General features: G+C 40.8%; 33 protein-coding genes. 15 read left to right on the top strand and 18 right to left on the bottom strand.

The annotated features are described in order from the left end of the window. Positions 1-76 precede the first annotated feature (76 nt). The 6 genes from G476_RS0113085 to G476_RS24075 form a co-directional block, all read right to left on the bottom strand. Positions 77-292 carry a hypothetical protein gene (locus G476_RS0113085; protein WP_026690494.1) on the bottom strand — a complete coding sequence of 72 codons (216 nt, stop codon included), beginning with the start codon at positions 290-292 and terminating at the stop codon, positions 77-79. Between the two features lie 489 nt (positions 293-781). Then, complete coding sequence (locus tag G476_RS21995) at positions 782-1,093, bottom strand: hypothetical protein (protein WP_156906570.1); 312 nt, start codon at positions 1,091-1,093, stop codon at positions 782-784. 139 nt (positions 1,094-1,232) lie between these two features. After that, the gene (locus G476_RS0113070) at positions 1,233-1,565 is read right to left on the bottom strand and encodes a hypothetical protein (protein ID WP_026690492.1); all 333 of its coding nucleotides are present in this window, start codon (positions 1,563-1,565) and stop codon (positions 1,233-1,235) included. 51 nt (positions 1,566-1,616) lie between these two features. After that, entirely contained in the window at positions 1,617-1,745 is a 129-nt protein-coding gene (locus G476_RS24080; protein WP_281170454.1) for a hypothetical protein, read from the bottom strand. Positions 1,746-1,767: 22 nt separating this feature from the next. Further along, positions 1,768-2,718, bottom strand: a complete 951-nt coding sequence (locus G476_RS0113060; protein ID WP_035186479.1) for an alpha/beta fold hydrolase — start codon at positions 2,716-2,718, stop codon at positions 1,768-1,770. A gap of 78 nt (positions 2,719-2,796) precedes the next feature. After that, a complete protein-coding gene (locus tag G476_RS24075; protein WP_281170453.1) occupies positions 2,797-2,928 on the bottom strand; it encodes a hypothetical protein in 132 nt (43 codons plus the stop codon). Positions 2,929-3,104: 176 nt separating this feature from the next. On the opposite strand from G476_RS24075, the gene G476_RS0113050 reads away from it, so the two are divergent. Next, positions 3,105-3,716, top strand: a complete 612-nt coding sequence (locus G476_RS0113050; RefSeq protein ID WP_026690490.1) for a nucleotidyltransferase domain-containing protein — start codon at positions 3,105-3,107, stop codon at positions 3,714-3,716. A 75-nt stretch (positions 3,717-3,791) separates the two neighbouring features. Here the strand turns inward: G476_RS0113050 and G476_RS0113045 are convergent, their stop codons facing one another. The 3 genes from G476_RS0113045 to G476_RS0113035 are packed head-to-tail and all read right to left on the bottom strand — an operon-like array spanning position 3,792 to position 4,819. Further along, positions 3,792-4,109 (bottom strand): DUF1048 domain-containing protein, encoded by a 318-nt coding sequence (locus G476_RS0113045; protein WP_026690489.1) that lies wholly within the window; start codon positions 4,107-4,109, stop codon positions 3,792-3,794. Continuing rightward, the gene (locus G476_RS0113040) at positions 4,106-4,459 is read right to left on the bottom strand and encodes a DUF1048 domain-containing protein (RefSeq protein ID WP_026690488.1); all 354 of its coding nucleotides are present in this window, start codon (positions 4,457-4,459) and stop codon (positions 4,106-4,108) included. The genes G476_RS0113045 and G476_RS0113040 overlap by 4 nt, the downstream gene beginning before the upstream one ends. Positions 4,460-4,486: 27 nt before the next feature. Further along, entirely contained in the window at positions 4,487-4,819 is a 333-nt protein-coding gene (locus G476_RS0113035) for a PadR family transcriptional regulator (RefSeq protein WP_026690487.1), read from the bottom strand. Positions 4,820-4,971: 152 nt separating this feature from the next. On the opposite strand from G476_RS0113035, the gene G476_RS0113030 reads away from it, so the two are divergent. Next, positions 4,972-5,346, top strand: a complete 375-nt coding sequence (locus tag G476_RS0113030) for a VOC family protein (protein ID WP_026690486.1) — start codon at positions 4,972-4,974, stop codon at positions 5,344-5,346. Positions 5,347-6,086: 740 nt separating this feature from the next. Here the strand turns inward: G476_RS0113030 and G476_RS0113025 are convergent. Beyond that, entirely contained in the window at positions 6,087-7,346 is a 1,260-nt protein-coding gene (locus G476_RS0113025; protein ID WP_026690485.1) for an MFS transporter, read from the bottom strand. Continuing rightward, complete coding sequence (locus G476_RS0113020) at positions 7,343-7,825, bottom strand: ArsR/SmtB family transcription factor (RefSeq protein ID WP_026690484.1); 483 nt, start codon at positions 7,823-7,825, stop codon at positions 7,343-7,345. Before G476_RS0113020 ends, G476_RS0113025 begins: the two co-directional genes overlap by 4 nt. Before the next feature lie 439 nt (positions 7,826-8,264). On the opposite strand from G476_RS0113020, the gene G476_RS0113010 reads away from it, so the two are divergent. The 4 genes from G476_RS0113010 (at position 8,265) to G476_RS0112995 (ending at position 12,928) form a co-directional block, all read left to right on the top strand. Continuing rightward, a complete protein-coding gene (locus G476_RS0113010; protein ID WP_026690483.1) occupies positions 8,265-8,828 on the top strand; it encodes a hypothetical protein in 564 nt (187 codons plus the stop codon). Positions 8,829-8,897: 69 nt separating this feature from the next. Then, positions 8,898-9,626: a DUF3784 domain-containing protein gene (locus tag G476_RS22925; RefSeq protein ID WP_051314795.1), complete on the top strand. Its 729-nt coding sequence runs from the start codon at positions 8,898-8,900 to the stop codon at positions 9,624-9,626. Positions 9,627-9,908: 282 nt separating this feature from the next. Beyond that, positions 9,909-11,714, top strand: coding sequence for a Xaa-Pro dipeptidyl-peptidase (locus G476_RS0113000; protein ID WP_245579679.1), 1,806 nt, complete (start codon positions 9,909-9,911; stop codon positions 11,712-11,714). Between the two features lie 305 nt (positions 11,715-12,019). Further along, the gene (locus G476_RS0112995) at positions 12,020-12,928 is read left to right on the top strand and encodes a macrolide 2'-phosphotransferase (protein WP_026690481.1); all 909 of its coding nucleotides are present in this window, start codon (positions 12,020-12,022) and stop codon (positions 12,926-12,928) included. 325 nt (positions 12,929-13,253) lie between these two features. Here the strand turns inward: G476_RS0112995 and G476_RS0112990 are convergent, their stop codons facing one another. Both G476_RS0112990 and G476_RS0112985 read right to left on the bottom strand, forming a co-directional pair. Beyond that, positions 13,254-14,036 (bottom strand): ABC-2 transporter permease, encoded by a 783-nt coding sequence (locus G476_RS0112990; RefSeq protein WP_026690480.1) that lies wholly within the window; start codon positions 14,034-14,036, stop codon positions 13,254-13,256. Next, positions 14,026-14,934 (bottom strand): ABC transporter ATP-binding protein, encoded by a 909-nt coding sequence (locus G476_RS0112985; protein ID WP_026690479.1) that lies wholly within the window; start codon positions 14,932-14,934, stop codon positions 14,026-14,028. Before G476_RS0112985 ends, G476_RS0112990 begins: the two co-directional genes overlap by 11 nt. A gap of 136 nt (positions 14,935-15,070) precedes the next feature. Here G476_RS0112985 and G476_RS0112980 point away from each other — a divergent pair, with 136 nt between their 5' ends. From G476_RS0112980 to G476_RS0112965, 3 genes are all read left to right on the top strand, one after another. After that, complete coding sequence (locus tag G476_RS0112980; RefSeq protein ID WP_026690478.1) at positions 15,071-15,643, top strand: TetR/AcrR family transcriptional regulator; 573 nt, start codon at positions 15,071-15,073, stop codon at positions 15,641-15,643. Positions 15,644-16,231: 588 nt separating this feature from the next. Then, positions 16,232-17,005, top strand: a complete 774-nt coding sequence (locus tag G476_RS0112970; protein WP_026690477.1) for a GNAT family N-acetyltransferase — start codon at positions 16,232-16,234, stop codon at positions 17,003-17,005. Between the two features lie 31 nt (positions 17,006-17,036). Then, a complete protein-coding gene (locus G476_RS0112965) occupies positions 17,037-18,278 on the top strand; it encodes an erythromycin esterase family protein (RefSeq protein ID WP_026690476.1) in 1,242 nt (413 codons plus the stop codon). A 44-nt stretch (positions 18,279-18,322) separates the two neighbouring features. On the opposite strand, the gene G476_RS0112960 is transcribed toward G476_RS0112965, so the two are convergent. Continuing rightward, complete coding sequence (locus G476_RS0112960; RefSeq protein WP_084405735.1) at positions 18,323-18,931, bottom strand: spore coat protein; 609 nt, start codon at positions 18,929-18,931, stop codon at positions 18,323-18,325. Between the two features lie 111 nt (positions 18,932-19,042). On the opposite strand from G476_RS0112960, the gene G476_RS0112955 reads away from it, so the two are divergent. The 6 genes from G476_RS0112955 (at position 19,043) to G476_RS0112930 (ending at position 21,884) form a co-directional block, all read left to right on the top strand. Then, positions 19,043-19,525, top strand: a complete 483-nt coding sequence (locus tag G476_RS0112955; protein ID WP_026690474.1) for a DinB family protein — start codon at positions 19,043-19,045, stop codon at positions 19,523-19,525. A 175-nt stretch (positions 19,526-19,700) separates the two neighbouring features. Continuing rightward, positions 19,701-19,973 carry a GyrI-like domain-containing protein gene (locus G476_RS23600; RefSeq protein ID WP_169720891.1) on the top strand — a complete coding sequence of 91 codons (273 nt, stop codon included), beginning with the start codon at positions 19,701-19,703 and terminating at the stop codon, positions 19,971-19,973. Between the two features lie 436 nt (positions 19,974-20,409). Further along, the gene (locus G476_RS0112945; protein ID WP_035186476.1) at positions 20,410-20,820 is read left to right on the top strand and encodes a GNAT family N-acetyltransferase; all 411 of its coding nucleotides are present in this window, start codon (positions 20,410-20,412) and stop codon (positions 20,818-20,820) included. Positions 20,821-20,829: 9 nt separating this feature from the next. Next, positions 20,830-21,021 carry a hypothetical protein gene (locus G476_RS0112940; RefSeq protein ID WP_156906568.1) on the top strand — a complete coding sequence of 64 codons (192 nt, stop codon included), beginning with the start codon at positions 20,830-20,832 and terminating at the stop codon, positions 21,019-21,021. A 14-nt stretch (positions 21,022-21,035) separates the two neighbouring features. Continuing rightward, positions 21,036-21,674 (top strand): alpha/beta hydrolase, encoded by a 639-nt coding sequence (locus G476_RS21985; protein WP_051314794.1) that lies wholly within the window; start codon positions 21,036-21,038, stop codon positions 21,672-21,674. Positions 21,675-21,686: 12 nt separating this feature from the next. Beyond that, entirely contained in the window at positions 21,687-21,884 is a 198-nt protein-coding gene (locus tag G476_RS0112930; protein WP_026690471.1) for a hypothetical protein, read from the top strand. A 287-nt stretch (positions 21,885-22,171) separates the two neighbouring features. Here the strand turns inward: G476_RS0112930 and G476_RS23595 are convergent, their stop codons facing one another. The 4 genes from G476_RS23595 to G476_RS21980 form a co-directional block, all read right to left on the bottom strand. Continuing rightward, on the bottom strand, positions 22,172-22,336 hold the full coding sequence (locus G476_RS23595) for a hypothetical protein (RefSeq protein ID WP_156906567.1): 165 nt from the start codon (positions 22,334-22,336) through the stop codon (positions 22,172-22,174). 152 nt (positions 22,337-22,488) lie between these two features. Next, entirely contained in the window at positions 22,489-23,616 is a 1,128-nt protein-coding gene (locus G476_RS0112920) for a Ger(x)C family spore germination protein (RefSeq protein ID WP_026690470.1), read from the bottom strand. Continuing rightward, positions 23,613-25,031 (bottom strand): spore germination protein, encoded by a 1,419-nt coding sequence (locus G476_RS0112915; protein WP_026690469.1) that lies wholly within the window; start codon positions 25,029-25,031, stop codon positions 23,613-23,615. The genes G476_RS0112920 and G476_RS0112915 overlap by 4 nt, the downstream gene beginning before the upstream one ends. Then, positions 25,021-26,109 carry an endospore germination permease gene (locus G476_RS21980; RefSeq protein WP_156906566.1) on the bottom strand — a complete coding sequence of 363 codons (1,089 nt, stop codon included), beginning with the start codon at positions 26,107-26,109 and terminating at the stop codon, positions 25,021-25,023. Before G476_RS21980 ends, G476_RS0112915 begins: the two co-directional genes overlap by 11 nt. Positions 26,110-26,231: the final 122 nt, after the last annotated feature.

The raw sequence follows: 26,231 nt of genomic DNA, 5'->3' as shown, positions 1-26,231 counted from the left end.
TGCAAATGGTTTCCAATTATGTATTGACATTCAAACACCTAGAGAGAATTATACGTTAGCTACCGTATGTATTTTATTAATCTAACACGAATTTTTCAACTAGAATGGTCATGACGATCGCAATGACTGGAACAAGAGGTAAGAACGGAGTCCAACCTACAAAGTAAAACAATGGAGCTACCAACGCTATCACACCAATGAATAGAAGGAGCTTGGACTTTTTATGTACTCCGTTATAACTAAGTAGTAATCCTACTATGATCAATACTAAGAGAGATATAGTAAGTAACATCTTAACATCACCTTCCATACTTCAGACTAACTAACGTTTGTTTTTTCCGTTGATGAGTTGCCGTTTCAATTTGCTTTGCGTAGCTAAACGCTAGTAGCGACACTCCTGCGGCCGTGGAGTCAGGAGAGACACCGCAAGGGCTTTGCCCGAGGCTCGCCTGCATCGCCGCAGAAAGGGGGCGAATAGCGTGAAGCGGAGCCTACTACACTGATTTAAGAGTATAATCATTTTAATTACTCTTTCTAAGGTTGCTTGTGAAAATGGTTATGTAGAAAACAAAAATCATTAAAACGAATGTTATGGTGAAAATATACTTATAATCAAGATCTAGATTTAATACCATATCATTTAAAACGACAAAAAAGGCATACGAAAGAAAAAGGATAAACGAAGAATTACGATAAGCTTTTAACTGTATGTTGTTTAAGTGTTTGCTCTTACTTTCCAAACTTCCTACCTCCATCTGTCTTTCATTTCTAGACACCTTATCTAAACAGCAATAAAAAACAAACTTAATAGAATGAATACCATCATAATCAGTGAGAGAGTTCTACCTAGTTTTGCCCCCAAGTCATTGTTGAACGTAAAACCGATCATCCATGCAGGTAGATAGAAAATAAGTGAATAATAGATTGTATAGTGTAGCCCTGTGTCACCGTTTGACCAGGGGTTTAATCCAATAAATCGTAAAATTCGATCTCCAATAGATTCTTGATTACCGAATGATAAGGAAAATAAAATCCCAACGATAAAGAGCAATAATGAAACCGAACCAAACCCAATTGTTTTACCTCGTTTCAAGTTTAACGCCCCCATCCCAACACTCTTTCTAAAAGGACTTCTTTGGTACTGCTTTAAGACTTCCTCATATGAACCTCATTCGATGATAACCATTCCACCAATTAGTTATAAGGAAAATGCTATTCTCCAACCTACACGATTAAAGATTTCTATCATACCTTTCTAACTCTTTCCCAAACTTTTGATACCACTTCATATTAAATCTCTTTAAAATAAGTAAAGAAATAAGGTATAAAAGATTCAGGCTGCCAATAACACCAACTGCATCAGTGAAAAAAGAGATGTATAGATCGGTATTGTGATCGATTACCCGAAGCACCAAGAATAATGCGATAAAAGAGAAGGCATAAGCGAACCAACTTACCTCTCTATTTAGGTTTCTATCTTTTAAGAACTTTACTGATTTTTCACCAATGATGTGGGTTAAATAGAGAGAGATCACTATAAAAATCGCTGAAACAATAACGCCCATTATTGAGTATTCATCTCCTTGAATCGAGCTGAAGATCCTTCAACTAAAAAGCTATGCGCTCGTTTTATCTTCTAACTCTTTTATTCTCTTTTCTAGTTTTTCAACCTTACCCATTGAAAAGATAGCTAGAGAAAAAGAAAGTGTTGCAATAGAAAAAGCTAAGACTTCAACTACTCCCAAGTCGCCACCACCTTTCTCAATTTTAAACTAATATGGAGTCATCCAACACCTCCGTTTTTAAAATCTTGATGAATCGATCTTGATCTTCTATAAAAGGGGAGTGGGCACAGTTCTCAAAAGCAAACAACTTTTTTGAAGGGGCTTCAATTTTTTCAAAGAAGCGTTTCGCTTCGTTGTAGCTCGTTGAATAGTCGTCTACTCCATGGATGATATATAAAGGGATCTCAAACGTTGGTGTTAATGAAGCTGTATCCGACTTTGCCATTGTTTCTGAGAGGGCGTCGTAACTTGTGAAAATTCCCTTTGGTATATTGAAGCGCTCTTTCCAAGTATAGTGGCGAAATCCGAGTAAATCTTTGATTCCTTCTAAGTTAGAGTAGCCGTTTTTCTTCGTTCCACCACCGAATCGATTTAAATAACGGCCGAGTATTCTCCGGTACCCCTTACTTTTATAAAAGTCTTCATCAAAGGTAACAGAACGAATATCTTTTACTGCTTTTTTATCCCCTTTGGTTATGGCTGTTTCTAGCAAAAACGCATAGGTGTCCCTGTTTGATTCCAAGTGTCTTCCCAACTGCCCAATGCCGATGTAAGCGTGGAAATGCTGAGGGTACCGATGAGCCATGATGCTTCCCAAGAGGGTCCCCCAGGAGTGTCCGCATAGATAAATCTTTTCTTTATTAAACGTTTTCTTCAGATGCTCCGTCACAGTGATTCCGTCCGTGATCAGCCTTTCTAAGGTAATCTCGCCTTGTGTTGAAGCGTTGTAAGACATTCCCGTGCCTCGTTGTTCCCAGTAGCAAACCGTAAACAGTTCCTTCCAGTTCAGTCCCGATTGTTTGATAATCGGTGTTTGTGGAAAACCAGGTCCCCCGTGTAAGAAGAGGAGGACGGGGTTTGCATCATCGACCGTTTCAATAAACAGCCCATTTTGATGCCCATCAATCTCGACAAACTCTTTTGTGAAAGTCATGTTTTCCTCTCCCTTTCTCACACGTGGCAGCATTCTGGTTTTGTGATCCTCTAAACGTATTTCAAATGATGTAGGGATTTACATTTCTTCCTTACTCTTTTTTACAGTCTTAAATAAATAGAAAATGCCAAGGACTAGAACCAATAAAACTACTACTGAAATGGCTCCGAATTGTAAAAAAGCCTTCGCTATCGCAGATATTACACTCATGTTTATCTCTCCTTGAATTTTACTTCATAAGGGATGATGCTCTCCCTTTATTAGATGAATGAACCTTCCTGTTTTCATTGTTTCAAAAATCTGTATGTTCACTATATTTATGTTAACATAAATATCCAATGATATTTTATTCTGAGTTTAATTTGCACATAGATGAGGTGTTCATTATGGTCAATAAGCAGTTTATATGGAAACCATTACCAATAGAGGACATTCAGCAGTTATTCAAAACCCTGTCTATACCATGGTGGATAGCAGGTGGTTGGGCGCTTGACTTGTATGTGGGTGCAAAAACGAGAGACCATGACGATATCGACGTTGTTATAGTAAGGGACGATGTTCATAAACTTAATGCGGCTTTGACGGAGCGGTGGGAATTGTACAAAGCGGTTAAAGGTGAACTGACTCTTTGGGAGCGAAATGAAGTGTTACCGTCTTATTTTGATAATCTTTGGGTTAAGAGAATAGGGAGTGACACGTGGAATTTTCAAGTAATGATCGTTGATACGCATGGAGGGGATTGGCTCTATAAGCGAAAAAAGACGATCACGCGGCCAATTGAGGAGATTGGGTTACAAACCGCTGAAGGTGTTCCTTATTTAAGGCCTGAGATCCAATTGTTATATAAAGGAGGCAGCTCTCACATAAGGGAAAAAGACGTGTTTGATTTAGAGACGCTTCTACCAATCATGAGTAAGAGGGAAATTAATTGGTTGAAAGATTCATTGAATGATCAATTTCCAGAAGGACATGACTGGATCGATAGACTAAAGACATGATGGGACTTGGTCTGAAAAAGAGGCTTGTAAAAGGTAAGGGGACAGAGCGTAGTTTCTGTTCCCTTTACCTTTTAATCACGTGTGTCGTTTTTTCATGGATTCTTGATAAAGATCCGCATACGTTTTAGAATCTTTCAGTAGCTCATCGCAAAAGGAAGCGACATCAGTTCCAGTGATTTCAAGCACATCTTTTCCTGCCAGCACTCCTTCTTCAAAAAAATCGAGAATGTCTGAGAGAAGTCCGTTCCCTTCGCATAGCTCAATAGGACCAACTTTAAAGAGGTATATTTGAATTTCTTTATAAACGATCTGGTAATCTTTAGGGAGTGATTTCACGCGTACGACATGGGCTCGCCATTCTCTTTTTCCTTCAATGATTTTTTTAATATTCATTTCGATCCTCCTACTTTTTTGGCTACGTTTTTGTTGAGCTGTTCACGCCATTGATCTCGATATGTCTTTGCTCTTTCGTCACCCACAAAGGCTGTAGAGAAGCCTTCGAGATTATCTCCAAGGACGTCTTCCACGCCTTGCCCGTCTGCTGATGCTACTTCAAGCAGTTCAAGAACGTTTTCAAAGATCGGCATCAAATTACGTCCAGTGAAATCAGAGTGGATCCAAAGGTGATTAATGATTTCTTTCCATGCTGATTGATACTCAGGTGGTAATGCTTTTACGCGGGTTTCAAACTCTTTGATGGCTTTGTTCATATCGCTACCGGTTATTTTTTCAAAAAAGTTCAATGGGGTTTCCTCCTTAGGTATACGTTCTTATCTCTTTATGTCTTTTGATTTCAGTTCTGCCATTTTACTAGAGATAAAATTCCACTTTACCCAAAACTCATCAAGTTGCTTTTGACCTGCTTCATTGAGCGTGTAAAACTTCCTTGGTGGGCCTACATTGGATCGTTTTTTTTCAATGTTAACCAGATCTTTTTTCTCCAGACGCATGGTGATGGTATAAACAGTGCCTTCAACTACATCAGTAAATCCAAGCTCTCTTAGCTGCTGTGTTATTTCATAGCCATACGTTTTGCCACGACTGATGATCTCAAGCACACAACCCTCGAGAACCCCTTTAAGCATTTCTGTATTATGTTCCAAATGCATCACCTATTTATATATTATTTAAGTTAATGGTACTTAGTATCACTTACTACAAGTATATAGTATTACAGAGTAGCTTATCTTGTCAATAATTTGAAAAAAGATTTACAATAAAAATAATCTTGTAGCTTAAAAAAGGAGTGAGGGAAATGACGGTTCTTTTCAGAGTCGAGCTTTATGTAAAGGATATCGAAACATCATTATCTTTCTATCAAGAGATTGTTGGGTTGGAGATGATTGGGAGGAATGAGCGATGTGGCCGCTTTAATTACGATTGTTTTTCCCTTCTCGTGACCGCAGACAGTGTGTTGGATGAGGAACATTACTTTAATAGGACGAGCGGAATGGAAAAAGGGAAGGGGTTTGAACTCATTATTGTGGTCGACCACCTGGAGGATGTTTATGAAAGGTGTTTGGCCCACAACTATCCGATTGCCGTTGACATTGAGGAATACGAATGGGGGGTGAGAGGATTTAAATTAGTCGACCCGGATGGGTACTTTTTGAGGGTTACTTCGAAATAGTAAAGGTTCAACGGTTACTCTATGAAAAGTCCTTTTTAGACAAGGAATGTAGTAATTCTGAGGTAGAGATACCACGCCCGTTTTTATACTGCTCCTGACTTATGTAACACGTGTTTCATTTCAAACATTTAATAGTATGCAAACTAGCTTATAATTTAAAAAGTAAAAGTGTAACCCTTTACCTACCCTCTAAATTATTTTACTGTGTAACAGAGGTGAAATTATTTTGTGGAAATTTAATCTTGGCTGTATGCTCATCATCATATCTAGTATCTTTTACGCAACAAAGTTTATTAGCGCATCAATTATTGTTAGTTCTTATGATTCTCCTCATACAAGAGCACTCTTTTCTCAAACCTTAAACAACCTACCACAAATAGATCTTTTAACTATTTTGAGCTTTGTCGTAGGTATAATTTTTATTTTGTGGTACTTTTATTCGCTTAGAGCTTCAAGGAATTAACTATGACACTAAACAATACGAAATTATAAATAAACTCAAAAGGTTAAGTGCCCTCCTTTCGTGATCCAAAGGGGGCGCTTTTAAATCAACGGCAGAATTCTACATAATGCAGGATTTTTATCTTCTTTTTTATTTTTTTGTCCCAGCCTCTTCGAACTAATTATTACAGTAAAAGTTCTTAATTGTGGATAATGGACTCGAATGACAGAGGAAGAAGCTCGATGTTTGTGGCAACTTCCCCTTGAACGAGTAAAAGTATCTAAATATTAATCTATCCTTACACCTCAACCTTCCGATCATAAAACAAACTCACGCGATCGATACTTGGAAGTTTCCGCAAGACGGAACTACTTAACCAGAATAGGCTGAAGACGATCATGGAGATCCCGCAAATCAATACAGGAATTTCAGGTGTTAGAGCTTCCCCCAAAACGCCACCAATAAGAGCCCCTACAGGCATTCCAAGAGACGCCGCACTCGTTAACAAAGTGACCACTCTACCGATAAACGCCGTTTCCACTTGTTGTTGAATGGTTGAAAAGACAAGGATGTTCAAAATGCCGATCGAAATGGCACCAATACAAAAGAGAATCATCGATGGCACTAGTGGTAAAGCGGAGGCACCGATCCACATGACGCCTGTCCCGATAAAAATAGCGATAATTAACTTTCCAAAATCAAAGTGTTTCAGTTTAGGAGAAAGAATCGTTCCGATCATAATGCCGATCGACATAGAGGCTAAATAAAAGCCATAGACCGCTTCCACGCCATTTCCTTTCAAAAGTGTAAAGGCCGGTAAGTTCGTTGTCATGATGACCATGGCCATGTTAATAAAGACGATCGACACAATCATTTTAGGAATCAAGGAATGTCTAATATAGGTAACTCCACCTTTGAGGTCGGCAATATAGACACCAACGGCTGATCCCATTGACTGGGGTTTTTCCATTTCCGGTTGTTCGAAAGTGAAAAAAGCATATGAAATGGTGACAATGACAAGACAGAAGGCGGTAATCGTAATCGCTGGAACCGTGCCGATAAGTGTGATGATGATCCCTGCAGCTGCAATAAACACGATGTCCATCGATTCGCGAATCGTCTGCAAATAGGAATTCGCCTCAACCACATTGTCTTTTCCGACGATGATCGGTAGTATGGTCGATTCGATCGGATATGTATATTGAGTGAGTAGGGCGGTGATAAATAGCAAGCCAATCACATACCACACGTGTAACCCAATGGTGTAGCTAAGGAGAGGGATGGTAAACAACATGACCGCTTTTACAAGGTTGCTATAAACTAAGCCGTGTTTATATTTTGCGTAGTTTGCGAAGGGGGCAATTAAAAAGGCCAATGTACTTGCAGACGTGATGGCAAAAAAGGCAAAGCCGGAATAAAGAACACTGCCGCTCAATTGAAAGACAAGTAACATGGCGGCCACGGAGTACATCCCGCTTCCTAACCCATTGGTAAATACACCTGCGAGTAAAATTAAGAAATTCCTTTCTAACATAAAAGGCTTCAGTTTACTTGTCATTCCGTCTCCTCCTCATTGGATTCTTTAATTAAAAATTCGATCGTAAATGGTGATTGTTCTTCATGGTCTTTCTCTTTATAAGAGAGGTGACCGTACTTAAAGAAAAGCTCCTCAATCTCTTCACTTAACTGATCCGCAAGCTTTTTTGACAAATAGACATTTGCTGTTTTCCCATCTACGTGCCCTGGTGGAGATTCTTTCTCAGGGTTTTTAAAGATTGTCGCTTTTGCCCGGTAGTATTTCTCTACAATTCCTTTTTCCGTGTTCACACGCTCGACTTCCAGAATGTCGTGCTTTAAAAGCTGTTGAACATGGTAGTAAACCGTTCCTGGGTTCTTTCCTACTAAGTCGGCGACTTGTTTAGGTGTCATTGATTCTTCGAAGAGCAGCGCGACGATTCGAGATCGCAAAGGATTTGATAATACTTTTTGCTGGGCCCAATTGACTTCCATAACCTCGCGTTTATTTTTTTGATCCATGATGGTCACCTATCTTTCGTCTTGAATTTAGTGTGGAGTGATTTGTGTTTATCATATGATTTGGATTTCCAAATCATCTTATCCTCATAATTACATTTATTTTTGTAATTGTCAATCATTTCAATCTTTTTTTGGTAAATAAACCTGGAATTTGCTTGATTGATAGAAATTCACCAACTGAATAACCAACAAGCCGGCTTTATTCTTTGAAACTTACCCATATGTTAGGACGTAAATAAAGGTAGAAACGATACGGAGGTCACTCATGCTCATTTTTGTTGTCGCATTACAAGTATTTTGTTTTTTAACAATGTGGATTCCCGGTTACTTTGTCTATAAAAAGGAAGTGTATATGCTCTTGAGTGGGTTTAATACAAAGCCCTAGGAAGATCAGGAGCGTCTGATCGAGATTGGATATCCACAAGCAGTAGGGAAAACGATGTTTTACTCAAGTTATATCGTGCTAGGTGGAGCAGCGCTCGCTTTTTTTATCGACCCTATGTATGCCTTGGGGTTATCATGGACGGTTTGGACTGTTTACTTTTTTATCAATATGATCAAACACAATCGATTGGATGACACGAAACATCATAAAAGAGACCGCTACATTATGATCGGATCGTTTGTAGTGACGATAGGTGTCCTTCTGTTTGCGGCATGGATATACGTGGCAGGTGAACAAACACCTGTATTCATCGTCACAGATGAGACGGTTACCGTGACTGGACTTCACGGAGTAGAGTGGGAGATTGCTGAGCTGACCGACGTGCAGTTGGTAGAAGAGCTTCCTCCGATTCGGTCTCGGATAGCAGGGTTTTCAAGTGGAGAGACAAGAAAAGGGCTTTATCGCTTGGAAGAGCTAGGTCGTGGCCGGTTGTTTATCCAAACAGACGCTCCACTTTACCTTTATTTGGAGAAAAATGATGAGTTCCTTTTTATAAATGGGGAGCATTCTGATGTGACTGAAGCGTGGTATGAGGAGGTTAAGAAAATTAAAGAGTAAAAAACCCCTGTCATCATGAAGATAAAAAATGACTGAATGGGTGTTTCAAACCAGTCTAGGAGGTTTGCGATGCTCGTTGCGATCATCATTCAACTTTTCAGTTTTTTAATCATTTGGATTCCCGCTTACTTTATTTATAAAAAAGGCGTGTATATGCTCTTATCCGGTTTTAATACGAAACCTGAAGAAGAGCAACAGCGCCTCATTAAAAACGGATATCCTCAAGCCGTGGGCAAAGCGTTAATGAACTCGAGTTACCTTCTTCTTGCAGGAGCTGTACTGGCATTCTTCGTTGACCCGGGTCTGGCAGTGGTTAGCTCTTGGTTTGTATGGTTTGTTTATTTCTTTATCCAAATGCTGCTGCTTAGCAAACTGGACAATTCCAAAACGAAAAATCGGGACTTATACATCTTTATTAGTGTGATGGCTTTTACGATCATCGTATTCGCAGCCATAATTATTGAGGGAGCGCGCGAGCCTCGTTTGGTTGTTTCTGACCAATTGGTAACTGTGAGCGGAACGTACGGTGTTGAGTGGAAGCTGGAGGAAGTGACGGATGTTGCATTAGTGCAAGATCTTCCCGAAATATTGGCGAGAACGAATGGATACACATTTTTGGAGCGACGGAGAGGTCATTTTACAATGAAGGAACTGGGTAGAGGAAGGTTGTTTGTTCACACAGGATCGTCTCCATATCTCTTTTTGAAAAAAGACGATGATTTTTTATTCATCAATGCAAAGGATTCTGCTGTGACAAAGCAGTGGTTTGATCAAAAAAGGAAGGAAATGGAATCCTGATTGTCTGACTTCTACTTATATGAATAAAGATTGATTTAATTTCCAGTTAGAAGACCCGACAAACCATTTGTCGGGTCTTTTATGATGGGTGAAAGGATTCGATTATTAGGAAGGCGAAATACTCTGCAATTTTTGACAAAATAGTCAGAATATCAGTGCTATGTTTTGTTGGAAGAGTTCTCCTTTGAGCCTGTCGGAATAGGAGGTCGAGACGAAACAGAACAGGTGAAAGGCACAACAAAATAGGAGGCAAGTAAAATGAGAAAAACGTATACGATTGGAATGCTTTCTTTTTTGCTATTACTATCCCTTTTTATCCAGCCGGCAAGCTCTGCCACAAATGACTTTCTTCTAAATGGGACCATTCTTGAAACAAATTCCTCCTCGACTTACATACACGTAGATGAGGGTGTAACCCAACCGGTTTATTCCACTGAAGATGCGATCATTGAAGAGTTGATGGTTGAAACAACGGTGGACAGTGATGGAACAGGGGAAAAGGATCTTGTATCCATTCGTGTGATGAGACCAAACACTGAAGAAGGCATTCAAGTGCCGGTTATTTATGAAATGAGTCCTTACCGAGCAGGATTGGACTGGTCTGTGCCCTTTTTTGATGTGGATGTCGAGCTAAATCCTGTCCCCCATCCAGGTAATGGGCGAGGGCGGGGACCAAATGCAGGCCCTCAAAATCTTGGGAATCTCGGAAACTATTATGTTCCTAGGGGCTATGCCGTGGTCCTTGGAGAGAGTATCGGGAGCGGAGCAGCGATGGGCTGCCCAACGACGGGTGATTATCAAGAGATCTTGGGAACAAAAGCGGTCATTGACTGGTTAAATGGCAGTGCCCGTGCCTTTAATGAAGAAGGTGAAGAAGTGTATGCCGATTGGACGACCGGGAACGTGGGTATGATTGGTGCTTCGTATAACGGCACATTGCCAAACGGTGTAGCCACAACAGGTGTGGAAGGGTTAAAAACAATTGTACCGATTGTAGCCATCAGTAATTGGTATGACTACTTTAGAGCTAATGGTGCGGTTGTTGCGCCAGGAGGCTATCAAGGTGAAGATGCGAGTATTCTTGCAAGGTTTGTTGCTACTCGTGACAATGCTGACATTTGCGCACCTTTTCTAGAACAAATGGAGGAAGATGAGGACCGGATTACCGGAGACTACAATGCGTTCTGGGCTGAACGAAACTACCTTCCAGGTGTAAAGAACATTGAAGCAAGTGTTCTATTGGCTCATGGTCTTAACGACTGGAACGTAAAAACAAAGCAGTTTGCCCAGTGGTGGGAAGCCCTTGATGAACACGATGTGAACCGTAAGCTTTGGTTGCACCAAGGGGGACACAGTGCACCAGGAGGTGGATGGCAACAGGAACAGCACCGCTGGTTTGACTATTGGCTTTATGGTCTTGAGAACGGGATTATGGATGAAGAGATGGTGAACATTCAGCGTGAAAACAGAACGTGGGTGGAGCAGGAAAACTGGCCTCATGTTGATGCCAAAACAACAACGCTGTATTTAAGCGGAGACGATGAAAGAAGCGGCGCAGGCACTCTTTCTAATGCACCGGTTCCAAACAGACCACATGATAGACAGTCACTTAAAGACGACCCGCAGACGAGAGCGAATACGCTAGTGGCTGAGCCGGACTCGGATCATCCAAACAGACTTGTGTATACAACGGATGTCCTTCAGCAGGATACTCATATGAGTGGTACTCCTGAGGTAAGCATCCGTACGAGCATTGACGAGCCAGTGGCCAATTTGACCGCACTGCTCGTGGAATATGATGAATATGACGCTGCTAAAATCATCACACGTGGGTGGATGGATCCTCAAAATATACACGGTGAGGAGCGTTCCGTTAGCATTGTTCCAGGTCGTGATTATACGTTTGAGTGGGATATGCAGCCACACGATTATGTCTTTAAAGAAGGAAACCGGATCGGTGTCGTGCTTATCGCCAGTGATTATGACTATACGATCCGCCCGACAGGCGGGACGGAACTCTCATTACTGCCGACGAGAAGTAAGCTGATCCTACCTATAGTAGGTGGGAAAGAAGTCTTCAATGACTAAAATTGGCATTGTTCACGACCGATTTCTATGATACGATTTTGGTACCTTTTAAGAGATGGAGGTTTTCCCTGTGACAGCATCAATGAGACTACGTTTCCGCACTTTGAACCAGCAGTAATTAAATAGTTCAAAGAAAACCACTTTGTGTTAGCGGGACCGGTCTGTCTATTTACAGGGACCTCATTGTACAGTGAAAACAAGCATACAATCATGGCACAGGTGAATCCACCTGTGTCTTTTTATTATGAGGATTCAGTAAGCGTGCCCCCCACTGACATGCCACTTTTAAAAAAGGACGTGTAGGTATGGAAAACAAAAAAAAGCACATCATTCAATTAGCAGAAAAGAACGGCATCATCGTCGATGGAGACTCACTTAAAATCAACGAATCGGGACTGGATTTTCAAGTCGCATTTGCAAAGGACCTAAACGGGAAGCACTGGGTATTAAGAATGCCTCGAAGAAAAGACGTGCTTCCTTCGATTGAAAAAGAAAAGCAGATCCTCACGCTTGCAGCAAAACAGGTGACTGTAGAAGTACCGGAGTGGGAGGTCTGCACAGACGAACTTATTGCCTATAAAAGGCTTACTGGAAAGCCGGCCGGAACTGTGGATCATGAGATTCAAAATTATGTGTGGGAAATGGACCCCGAACAGGTACCCGAAGTGTTCCAACAAACCCTGGGAAAAGCACTCGTTTCTCTTCATAAAACCAATAGGGATGTGGCTCTCCAGTTCGGGCTTACTGTCATCAAAGCAGACGAGCTGAGAGAACGAATGAAAAACCGAATGGAGCAAGTAAAAGCTCAATTCGGTGTGAACGCTGAACTGTGGAGTCGCTGGCAAGCGTGGCTTGACGATGAGGCTCTTTGGCCAAAACAAGAAGCATTTGTTCACGGTGACCTTCATGCAGGCCATATCCTCATTAACGAAAACGCAGCCGTAACAGGCTTTATCGACTGGACAGAAGCTTTCGTTGGTGATCCTTCCGTGGATTTTGTTGCCCACTACAGAACGTTTGGAGAGGACGCTCTTCATAAGCTGATCCACTATTACAAAGATGCAGGTGGTTATGTCTGGCCACGTATGGCCGAGCACGTCATTGAGCTTACCGCAGCTTATCCTGTAGAGCTGGCGGAGTTTGCGATCCGATCAGAAAGTGAAGAGTATCTTGACATGACGCGACAGGTGCTTGGGGTTGCCGAGAAAGAATAATAACATACTAAGGAGCATGGGGTTCAAGATGAAACCCCATGCTTTTTTGTGTGAGGATTGACGTATAATGGAAATAGCGTTTAAGTGAATGAAACAATACATGTGGAAAATTTGATGGTTTATATATGTATTTTATGTTGAAACAAGACTTTGATAAAAAGAATAGTTACACACAAAAAAATCTGATATTAGATTGTGAAGGTTTCTATATAGAATCATGGGAGCAGTCGTTAAAGAAACCACTAAATGCAACGAAAAGGAAATCCGAATACACGGAAGTCCTTTTGCCATACTAAATCAAACATTGAACGTTAACAAAGCTGTTTCACAACGGTAGATCTTTCCGTTTAAAAACCCCTACTCCCATGAGGTATAGAACAAGCGCCAGTGCTCCAAGTATAAATAAATGCGCGCCATAGCTCCCACCTTGAATAATCGCATCCGAATCAAAAAGGGTAATGATTGTAACATTTTCAAGGATTGATAAACTGTCGCTCATGCCTGAAAGCATATTCGCCGCAAAGAAAAAGATTGTTAGGCCTGCACCGAGCGCTAAGGAATAGCTTGACCGGTTAAATAAACAAGAGGCAAAAAACGTGACACCGCTTATAGCGAGATGTAAAAGGAAAGATCCTAACGTAAGCATGAAAAACGTGTCTAATGGAAGCTCACCTGGCTGTACGAGCTCCGCCACGCTTATTCCTACCCCAAAGATCAGTGCGAATAGTGTGGTGATGGAGGAAACGAAGTAAATAAGGCTGGTTACAGTGTACTCGGTTCTTGTGATAGGCATTGACAGATGGTATGCCATGCTGCCTTTATCTACCTGCTCTGCTATCAGTTTATTGCCAACAATAATGGAATAGATCATGGCGAAAATGAGAGCGAAGTTTCCAAAGAACTGATTCGCTGTAAAAGCGATTAAGGTTGAAATATCACCTAATGGATTAATAGGCGCATCCATGCTTGTTTGGGCAATTTCATTCATGGTTTCCGGCGTGAAGACACTCATGATGATCCCGATTAACACAGAAAGTGAACCCGCTATGATGAGAAATACTTTTGTATTTGATTTAATCAAGTGAATGAATAAAGACTTATTGAACATGGTCGTGGTTCTCCCCTCTGTAAAAGTTCATAAAATTATCTTCCAGTGAGTATTTCATTTCACGAATGGAAACCACATGTTTAGCAGCCAGTGCACGGATCAGATTGTTTAGTTGGGTATCTTCTATCTCGATCACGAGCTGCAAGCCTTCCTTATTAATATCCAAAATATTGAAATTATTGTGCTGAATGGATTGAAAGTCTTCAATATGTTGAAATGTTACTTTGAATATGGTCTTATCAGCGTTGTTAAACTCTTGAGCATTCATGATGGAAATGATTTTTCCCTGCTTGATCATGACAATCTGGTCACAGGTCCCCTCTATCTCTTCAAATAAATGGGACGACATGAGGATGCTTTTCCCCTTTTGTTTTTCCTCCCGGATAAGCTGAACAAAGACCGATTGCATCAAAGGGTCAAGCCCTGTTGTTGGTTCATCTAGAATGAGAACTTTAGGATCGTGCATAAAGGCACAAACGATGCCAACCTTTTGTTTCATTCCCTTCGACATTCGCTTGATGGGTGCTGAAGGATCAAGGTTAAACATGTCTATTAATTGTTGAGACCTTTTTAGGTCACAAAGACCTCGCATTTTAGCGTTATGTTGAATAAGTTGCGTGCCTGTCATGTTTTCGGGAAAAGCCATCTCTGCAGGTAGATAACCTACATGCTTTTGAATTTCTTTGGACTCATTCCAACAATTCAACTTTAGAACAGAAGCCGTTCCGCTTTGCGGTTTACTAAATCCCATTAGATGGCGAATCGTTGTCGTCTTCCCCGCCCCGTTTGGACCGAGAAAGCCAACTACCTCTCCTTTTTCTATTTGAAATGAAACATCAAAAATTCCCTTATGATTTCCGTAATCCTTGGTAAGATTCTGGATGCTTATCGCCGTCATCGATCATCACCAACCATTTCTTTTATTTATCCGACAATATGTCGTATGATTTAAGCATATGGTGTACGCACGTACCGATCAACCGACAGTTTGACGCTTTTGTCGGATTTTGTGACCCCTTGGAGGAAGAAGAGTTATGAAAAAGAATCCAGCGATTACCGCTCAAACGAGACAAAACTTGACCGATGCTTTCTGGCAGCTTTATTCCTCAAAGCCAATCGGAAAAATTACGATTAAAGAAATTACAGCAAAAGCGGGCTATAATCGGTCCACCTTTTATGAGTACTTTACGGATGTGTACGACGTATTGGAGCAATTGGAAAACAGTTTAATTTCAAAGTTGCAGGAAGTGCCGATGCAGCAGCTTTCTTCTTCAGGCGATCCATTTCCTCTTGAAGCACTGATCCGTCTGTATTCCGAGCACAGACAGTATCTTACCATCCTGCTTGGAGACCACGGAGATCCGGCCTTTCAAAGAAGGATCAAAGCTAGCATTAAGCCCCTAATGAAAGAAACCCTTGTCGTACAGGGAGCAAAAGACGGCTTTGAGCTCGACTATACATTGGAGTATGCACTATCTGCGATGATCGGGATTTTAAGCTATAGGTTTAACCAAGAAAACGCTCCTTCTATTGAAGACTTAACATCGCTGCTTGGAGAACTTTCGAGTGAGGGTGTGATAGGAAAACTGATGGGTTTGAGAGAGTGATTAGGGGTGGTGCAAAACGGCAACACAAATTTAGGGATTGGGTCTAAGCTCTTTACTTTTAAATTAAGATACTAAAGTGCTGAATAAGCACCTTTTATATCTGCAATAAGGTACTCTCCATGTTGGTGTAAGTATTTTTATAGTAGGCTAAATGAATGCGGGTATAGATGAGAAAATGTTCTTTCAGATAAGTAGTAACGGTTGGCTTAATAAATCAAAAAGGTGGTGCCACTATGGATTGGACTATTATTCTAGTAATCGCATTGTTGTATACACCGGTACTTTATCGATTAAGTAGGAGAATTAGCAATTTAGAGAAGGAAGTGGCTGAATTAAAGCATAATAAATTAAAGTGAGAAGTATGCGAAAGGAGGAAGAATGCTCCGAGAAAAGCTGGTACATAAAGAAAGTATTTAGGGCAGATTCCGAACAACTATTTAGTAGCAGTTTCTTTGCCCGGTCAACCAAAATAGTCACCATTTATAAAATACACTTATGTTTTATACACAGAACTAACTGCTAAATATTTACACCTATGATAAACTATAAACTGTCGCAATTTTAACTCTATTTGAAAGAATGAATGGAATGATTTATAAAGCAGATCAACATGCACGGGAGAATATGGGACCATTGTTTAAAGAAATGGATAGTACAATTGTTCTCTCATATCTTCAAGGACATATGGGTACGGGATGGGTCGACAATCTTGAAAATCCCACCGTGGCTCAGATCACCGTTGGGATTTTCGTCTTTTATGCCGGGAACCCACATACAAAAGAGGTTAATGAGTTACTTTTGAATCTACCGGATTTTACGTTGGCCATTGTGGAATCTGATGAATGGAAAGAAATGATCGAAACCGTTCATCAAGGGGCATTTGAAAAATTCAGCCGATACCGGTTTGAAAAGGACCGTAAACATATTGATAGAGAACACATCCAGAACATCATGTCTGAGCTACCAGAAGACTATGAAATCAAGAATGTGGACGATGAAATTGTAAAAAAGGCTTCTTTCCACGATCTTTCAGAAGACTTTATCAGTCAATTCAATTCCGAAGATGACTTCATTCAAAGAGGAATGGGATATGCCATTTTACACGAAAGACGTGTCGTTTCGGCTGCCACTTCCTTTAGTATCTATGATGATGGCATTGAAATTGAGGTTGCTAGTGATCCTGACTATAGAAGAAAAGGGTTAGCATCCATTGTTTCAGCGGCCCTGATGTTGGAGTGCCTAGATCAAGGGAAACACCCGAGCTGGGACGGGGCGAACCAGGAATCTGTTGAACTGGCAAAAAAGCTAGGATATGTATTGAAAGATTCGTATGATACTTACTTTATTGAAAGCAAGAACTAATGAGCGGTAATAGTCCAAGGGGGTGGGGGATGTGAGGATAGTGTTATTCGTTTCTATGAGCTTAATCCTACTTCTTGTGTCGTGTTCACCGCCAGCTGGAGTATATCCAATAAAAGAGGATGAATCTGACGAGCTAGATTTTTCTTATCTTGATGAGGTAATAAACGACCGAGACATCGTTTTTATTGGAGAGTCTACTCACGGTTCAAAAACGTTTACTGATGTGAAGGTTGAACTAGTAAAATACTTGTTTGAACACCACGGCTTTTCTGTTTTAGCGTTGGAAAGTGGAAAGGTGGAAAGTGATTTTTTTAATATTGAAGGTCACAGTTTAGACGATCACTTTGCGATGGAAGGTATGATTTATGAGGCTTGGCAATCGTCTAGCATGGAGTCCCTGCTTTCTTTTATTCGAGAAGATCCTAAACGATCTGTGCATGGAATCGATCCATGGCCGGTTTTAAATGGTAGGCGGGTTGGTGAATCGGCCTTTCACAGCTATATGAGGGATAAGGTAGAAGCAACTAGCGAGAATCATCTAGATCGAGCGTTCATAGAGACGGAAGGCCGGTTTATCTATTTTATGCAAGGTTTAATGATGAATAAAGCGAGTATGGGAGACCAAAATGAAGCTGACCTCATTTTGGACAGTTATAAGGACCTTCTTATTAAAGGGACGTTTTTGGATAAAGGTGTACGACGTTTGATAGAAGGAAGGATAGATGTATTGGAGCATTACTTCCATAACGACTTTTTAACTGACGAGTATCAACAAACACCTCATCAAGCCTATTATTCTCGCAGGGACTTAGGGATGTTTTTGGAGCTAAAGGAGTTATACGAAGAAAATAAAGAGGAGAAGATCATTGTTTGGGCTCATAATGGCCACATCCAAAAGAATGTTGAGCGTATTGAAATGATTGATGAATCTTTGGTTCAAGATTTTGAACCTCCTCCTCTTGTTTTAGGCACATTGGCAGCCGAAGAGTGGGGAGAAGAAGCCTATTTTATGGGCTTGTATTTTAATCAAAGAGCCATCGCATTTTTTGATGGAAACACCTATGATGTTGAGCCAAAAGAGAATGAAGAAATGGAGTATGTGTTAAGTGACTATGGCTATGAGGTAGCGTTTATAGACTTTAACGAGACGAACGAAGAGTGGCCTCGCGAACGCATAAAGGCATATAGTGACGGCTTTTTTGATTTTCGGATGATTCCGTCTGAGCAATATGATGGGGTTTTGTTTTTTGAGACTGTGGAGCCTAGGTATTAGATAAGGCAAGGGCATGGAGAACGTTCTCCATGCCCTTGCTCCGTTTAGTTTAACTTTTCTTTCTTCACAGATCCATACGCCTCGGTCATTTTAGTCAAATCTTGTTCCTGAAGCTGCGGGACTTGATAATAGCCGTTTTTGTTTTGGTATAGAAAAACTTCATAGCTCATCTCGATCACATTTGGGACACTGTCTGCGACGACGCGGCGAACAACAGGATTCGTCATCTCAAGGGCGGTCATGGCCATGAGTGATGCAAGAGCTTTCGTCTGACCGAGCATATATGATGACAAGCTTTTGTCGGACACTTCATTGACAGTACCGATCGGAGTGACCGGCGTGGTGCTAGATAATCCGTAAATCACATTGTTGTTTTCCGTCATGTTATACACGTTCATCGGAGTAGCCGGCTTTTTACCTGTTTGGAAAGCTTCCACCAATGTATTGTACACATCCGTCATGTACGAATGATGCCGGGAGAGAAGATCGAGAAGTTCCTTGTCTTTCATGTGCGTTTCGTACATTTTGTACTGATCGAGAAATCCGACTACCGCGCTTAAAACTTCGTGTACATCAAACACTTCATGCCCGCCATGGCTTAGTTGTGGTGGCAAGTTTTCTGATACTTCTTGGTTCGTTTGATTGTTTTTCATACTCATCCTCCTTATCGCTCTTATCCTTTCATTTTTTAAAAATAATATGTAAAAGAAGGAAAAGGCGAGCGAGTGTGTAAGTGGTTTAAAAAGAAGCAAGGAGGGATTTTTATGGAGAAACGGCACACGATTCTATTTAACCAACTCAAGTCGTATCGTGAGGAGCTACTTCAACTCGTAGAAGATGTGAACGAGGAGGAAGCGGAAGTCATACCACGTGGATTCAACAACAATATTCGCTGGAACTTGGGGCATGTCTATTTAGACCAACATTTATGGATTCAAGCATTAACAAAAGAAAAGAATGAAGAGGTGGACCACTATAATCACTCGTTCGGTTTTGGCACAACACCAGGGTACTTTACAGAGAATACACCTTCATTTGCCCTATTAAAAGATCGCTTAAAACATCAGCCGGATCAAATATTGGAAGAGTATGGAGGACGTCTGGCAGAAACCTTTACTCCAATTGAAATGGGGATGGAAACCGTTGAACAAGTTCTCATTAGGACAATCTTTCATGAAGGAATGCATACGCAAGCCATATTAGATTTAAAAAAGGTGATCAGGATGGAGAGATCCGATGCATTGTGAGGTCGTTATCTATCAAACGTTCCGGTTTGTAGGGATGAGCTTTTGTGGTCCGTTTCCTGATTGCTTTCCTTAGGAAGCGATACGCATTCAAGATGAGTGTTGGGAAAGAAGAAAAGAGATTAATGGCTTAGGGAAAGAGGATGTTCTTTTTAGTCCACATTTTGAAAGTGAAAGCTTGTCTGTATACTGGGCTTGCTTTGAAGTGACCGAGTGGAGAGACATACCAAAGGGGATGATCGGATTTACGTTGCCGCCCAACGACTATGCCAAACTTACGTGTACGAATGACACGCTGATGCGAGGATACAGCCATATACACGAGTGGATCGAAGAGATGGGGATGAAGTGGAAAAGGAATGCTTGTACAATAGAAGTGTTTTATGATCGGAGCTCCAGGCAAGGAAAAGCAGAAATCCTTGTGCCTTTAGCATCATGTCACCCCCAATAAACCACATAACTGGTGGAACCGTATTTTACCCAACGTTTGATTGTCTTGCGGGCTGGTTTAATGGAAGATTTCTGAGGAGCGGACGATTTTGCAACATGATGCTTTAGAATCGAGTCTTTTTTCGGCTTTTCATTCATTATGAATCCCTTCTTTCTTTTGGAATAGGTGGGTGGAAAGGGGCTAACTGGATTAAAAAAAGAATAAGTGGCTCAACTTCATAATAAGTGGATCAAACCGAGAATAAGTGGCTCAAAGTTCAAATAACTGGATCAAACTCCACATAAGTGGCTCAAAACAAAATCCTCATCTGTCCAACCCGTCTGTACTAAACTATATGTCCTAAAAACCCGGTCATGCATGTTTACCCAAGAAACGATTTACAACAAAAATGAAAACGAATACACTTGAGGGAGTAGGCCGCACACTGGGGGACGACATGAAACTGAAAAACGGAACACACATTCGTATCCGAAGCTACAAAAGGACGGATTACCCTGCCATCGTCCGCTTAAACGAAGAGCAAGGGTGGACAAACTTGAATGAACGTGAAGAAGAGATGAAAGAGGCTTGGGATCGGTCGAACGTGGCTTACGTAGCGGAAGATGAGGGAAACGTCATCGGCTACATTAGAGGGTTGACAGACTTCACTGTGAGTTTGTATGTTTGCGAGATTCTTGTGAGTAAGGATGATCGTGGGCAAGGGATTGGCAAATCGCTTCTAAGCTTTGTACATAAGCAATATCCTAAAACGAGGCTTGAATTGTTATCAACAGGAGAGTCGTATGATTTTTACGAAAAACGAGGGTACCAAATGCTCTATGGCTTTCGAAAGTCTAATGGGAATTGAGGGGGAAACATGGTGGAAATGTTCATCGTTTTCGGGTTTGTTGGAGTGGTAGCTGTCACTGGGCTTGCCGTCGGGGCTTACGCCATAAAAAGAGACTTCCGCTTGAAGGAAAAAAAGGTGGAATTGGAGAAAGAGAAAGTAAAGCTTGAACAAATGAAAGTCCAGCTTGCTTTAAAACATGAAAAACATACAATCAAATAAAAGGGGTGGAGGCTTTGAATGTAAAGAACGGAGAAGTAAACACGAAGAGTGGAATGATCCCTTTTTCTTTTATGAAGCAGGAAAATGAGGCGTCAGGTCTTGCCATTGTATTACCTGGAGCTGCCTACACCACCCAAGGACCGTTACTTTACTACGCCACGTCCATTTTGTACAAAAACGGATTTGATATTCTCCACATTAATTATGCTTACACGAGAGAAGAATTGAAGGCACTCACGGAAGAAGGTTTTACCGACGATATTCGAAAGGTGATCGACGATGTGATCGGCCGCTCTCCTTATGAAGAAACGGTAGTTGTAGCCAAATCCGTTGGCACGATTGCCCTTTCCTATCTTCTTGAAGATGAGCGTTTCGCAAGAGTCAAACCTGTATGGCTAACGCCCCTTATTCAAAGGGATGACGTTTATGCATCCCTTGTAGGGAGCTGGCATCCGGGGCTATTCGTGATTGGAGATCGAGACCCGGTCTTTGAACGGGAGCGGTTCCATGAAATTGACCGCAATCCCCGTATCCAAGGTATTCTCGTCAAAGACGCCAACCATGCTCTCGAGCTTGAAGGTGACGTGATGGGCTCGATTGACGTGTTAAAAAACATCATGGCCGGCATTTCCGGCTGGGTTGCAAACAGATAAAGGAGTTTTCACATGGTACGACCCATCTGCATCATGCTAGGTCTACTTGGGGCTGTATCGGGCTTTCTGTGGCTGGTCGTGGATCTCATTCGAACTGGTGGCTTCACACTAGGTGCTTTTATCGTGAGCATCTTCTTTGCCATCGTGCTTTTTCTAGCATTAGTAAGTCGCCCAAAATATAACGTAGTAGACATGGAAAAAGAAAAATAGAACCTTTGCTGGAAGGAGTCCGGTGGAGGTTCTATTTTAATTAGAATGTTACTCTAGCTTCGGTATCACAAACAATCTTTTCCGGGGCGGTAGCTCAATCCACTCTTCGAATATTTCACCATCCCTCTCCCATTGAACAAACAGTTCATATTGACGATCACTTAGTGGTGCCGTACTACGAATACCTACTGACTTCTCTCATCTCAACGGGAGCAACTATCTATAGACGTCCGATGTTCAGCATCAACCAAGAGGCTGATTTGGCTAATCGACCCACTATCCTCTTTCTATTTTAGATCCCCTTCCCACTGATTCTTAATGGAATTAGCCACTGTATAAGAAGCGGTCCACGTCTGGTCTTCCGTTTGACCGTACAATACAGGGGTTTGGAGGAGACTAATAGAGATCCAAGCAAATAAAATTACGATAGGTACGAGAATAATCTTTTTCATTCATCCACTTCTTCATTTTTCTAATAACTAAGATCGCCTTCAATCTATAAGTCATTCTCTATTTACCAAAAAAACGTTCTTTGTCGATTGCGTTTTATTTGCTTGTTTATATTCGCTAATACATTCGGATCATTTATTTGTGGCGGCTGAACCTACCGCAAAAAAAGCCGATTACTTTTCCTATCTAGCTCTAATTGTGTTTTATTCATGGAATTTACTTCAGAAAAATGGATGTTAATTTGATCAATTGAAAGCGAATGATCGCTCTCTTTTTTTAAAGTACCTTTTCTAAAATAGTGATCCTTTACCCCAAATAGGTCTGCTCCTAGTGCACTAGCTTTGTCATCTGCTTTTTTTATTTCTTGTTCTATTATTTCTTTAATCCTATTTTGAATTTCAACAGGTGACTTGGATTTCATACCCATTTCCAAAATACCGAGCTTATACTTCACATTTAATAAGGTTTTACCGTCTTCGTCTTTCAAGCTTACACTAGGCTCTGTCACTTCCACTAGTATGTTTTGGTCGTCTTCCACAAATTCAATAAGGTACCGGATGGTTTCATTATTTGCTAAAATATATCCTTTAAGATCTGTTCTTGATAGCCACCCTAAATACGCATGGTCTTGTAGGAACGCGCCACCTGAAAAAAAGGCACTTGTTACTGGATTTCTATCTTCGTGAAGTGTGCTTGTGTCAAGAGCAATAGTAGGGATAACAACCGTATTCGGTTCACCAATATTACGCATGACTTCATGTAGTCTAATGGCCGGAATAGTGGAATATAACTCTTGCATATCTTCGGGTTGGCTCATTTGAGAATAGAGCATCGGATAATCAAAAATGTTATCTGTTGTCATAATCTCTTCTGCAGGTTTTTCGATAACATATACGTAAGAAGTATAGGGTAAGGTATGGCGAGTTGTTAGGAATGTCAATATCCTCTCTGATTGCTGTTCGAGTACTGATTTGCTTAATAGGATTGTGTTGATATGATCATAATTGATGGGCACTTGAACGGAACTGTAAATTTGATCTAGTGCTGCTTCAATCGTTGTACCTGTTCCTTTTACTATCCACACCGGTGCCTTATTTTCGGCATCTTCTGTTTTAGCCACATTTCCAAAATCAAGGAACTGAAGAAATAATTCATATTGATCGTCTTTATAGTCAACCGCAAATGAAACAGCATAGGATTGAAGCTGAATTTCTTTGAAATCAATACAACCCCCAAGTAAAAGAACAGGAGTAATACAAATGAGAAGAAGGATTCTTTTCATGAATGATCCCCCTGTCTTGTTGAATCTTTTGGATTAAGTTGGTTGTTTCTTCGCCGAAGTTTACTTGCTGGTAGGTTTACAAATGCCTTGATAAATTCTCCCCAGCTATTTCCCATACCAGCCTGAAGGTAAGGAATCCCAAATGATTTTAGTGAAGATAGATAAATGAGAAGGGATAGTGAAGCTATAAAAAAGCCGAAGAGACCAGCTAACCAGCTGAAAAGTAAGACATAGAGTCGAATCAAAAATAAGTTTCCTGCTAAGGATTGATTTACGAGTGTAAAGCTTGATATGGCTGTTACCCCCACCACTACCAGCATGGTAGGAGAGGTAATGCCACCACGAATGGCAGCGTCTCCAATAATAAGCCCTCCAAGGACAGCGACAGTTTGTCCAACACCCCTCGGGAGCCTCGCACCTGCCTCCTTAAACAGTTCAAACATGGTAAGCATCACAAGAATCTCCATAAAGTTAGAAAAAGGCAATCCAATTCTAGAAATCGATATGGTCGCAAGAAGAGGAAAGGGAATCTGAGATAAATTATGCATTGTTAGGGCGGTGTAAAAACCAGGCAGAAATACGGTGATTAAAAGTCCTAGCACTCTTAAAAGGATTTGAACAGAAGAGTAATAAAAACTCATGTAGCTGTCTTCTGCCGTTTTAACCATGTAGCTAATGTTCCCTGGAGCAAGGAGAACGTTAGGTGCACCATCAACCACGAGTGCGAATCGTCCTGATGCAAGGGAATTTGCCGTGAAATCGGCTCTTCCTGTGTAATTGAAAAGAGGAAACAACGAAAACTTCTGATCCATGATCAATTCTTCCAATTGTTCACTGCTAGTTAGAAGATCGACATCTACTGCAGACAACTTATCTCGAACTTCATCTCTTATTTTTGAACTTAGGATATCTTCTAAATATACGAAAGTAACTTTTGTTTTCGATCTTTCCCCTATTGTAAACTCTTCCATAACCAATGATGGTGTTTTTAATCGCTTTCGAATAAGACCCAGATTTGTAGAGATGTCTTCAACGAATCCATCTTTCGGCCCTCTTACAGAAACTTCGGAAACAGATTCTTCAGGCTGACGTATGGGCATCTCAGCAGCATGAATAAACCATACATCTTCTTCGTTTTGAAAACAGACAAAAACATACCCCTCATACAGGTAATCTGCAAGTTGTTCTCTATCACATTTATCTTTTGGTACCTTAACACTATCTAGCCGATCAGGTTTTGGTGTGCTCTTAAGTAATTCCGGCAAGATATCGGTACTAAACATATCGGTGTCTGTAATGGGTTGGCAATAAGCTATGAGTAAATCGTAATCGGAAAATTGCTGTATTTTAATATCAGATGAGCTGTAAAAGGCTTCTTGAAGGCCAAGTTTTGAAAAGAGCCGATTATGAATCAATGGAAACCTCTCCTTTTTTACGTTCCAACACGTTTAACCAAATCAGAAAAATAAGACTATATGCATACATAAAGACAATGAGGTAAGGGACAACAATCCCAATGGCCCATTGATAAAAGAGGTGCTGTTTCATGGGCATGAACACTGCTAATAAGATGGGTATGGCGCAGATGTAAGTTGTCTTCCTGTTCGGACTCTTTTTTCTAGACACGATTAAGGCGGTTAGGTAAAGAAAAAGTCCAATGCGAATAATGGCACCTGAAAACCATTGAAAGATGGCAAGGAAATCCACGTTAGAAACATATTTACCAATAGTAAGAAGACGCCATTGTTCATAAGCGGGATAACGAAACAAAGTGGCATAAGATGGACCAAATTCAGCTATGGCTCCTGCTGTAGGACCTGCAATCAGTCCAACAAGAATCGCCCCGGTAATAATGAGAGCAACAAAGCTGACTCTTTTTTTTAGCCAGGACAAAAAGAACAAACATAAAACAAGTTCAAAAAGAGGGAGGAACGAAATAACGGTTCCTTCAAGAACTGGCAGTACCCCATTTTCCATAAGGGGAAGCAAAAGTGTATAATCTTTTTTTGATGTATTTGAAACGGCTATAAAAAAACCTAAGATAGCCACGAGTGGCAACAAGAAAAAGCTCGAGATCGCCAAAGCTGAAAATTGACGAGATGCGGCATAGGTACAAAGAAGAACGAGAACAAATGCAATCAGTGAAAATGGAAGAAAAGGTACGAACGTATTTTGGCTCCAATAGACAAGGTCAGCTGTGGTGACACTTGCTTGAAAGAGGAAATAACCAACAAAAGGCCCCATCATAACAAAATAAACTTTTTTTGTTGTTCTACTCCTTACATATTCGGTCACACTTTTTCCATTAAGAACCCTTACTTTTTTTGAGATAACATAAACCCATAGAAGTAGTGGAATAAGTGCAAAAATGGGAGTAATCCATGCATCCCTCCCTGCTACATTTAATAGCAGAGGAATTATCTGAACATGAGCAAAGAGACCTGTTGAAAGGAGAATGATAAAAACGAAATGAACCGTTTGAAATTGGGTCATGGAATAAATGTCCTTTTTTTGTTTAGTGTGCAAAATAAATGGCTGAATATACACGTTGGTCCACTAAACATCCTCTACTATTCTTCTGAAAAAACGATTCCTTAAGGTTCCTTACTGACACT

The sequence above is a fragment of the Alteribacter aurantiacus DSM 18675 genome (assembly GCF_000429705.1).
GTDB lineage: Bacteria > Bacillota > Bacilli > Bacillales > Salisediminibacteriaceae > Alteribacter > Alteribacter aurantiacus.
This window is presented reverse-complemented; position numbering and strand designations above follow the sequence as displayed.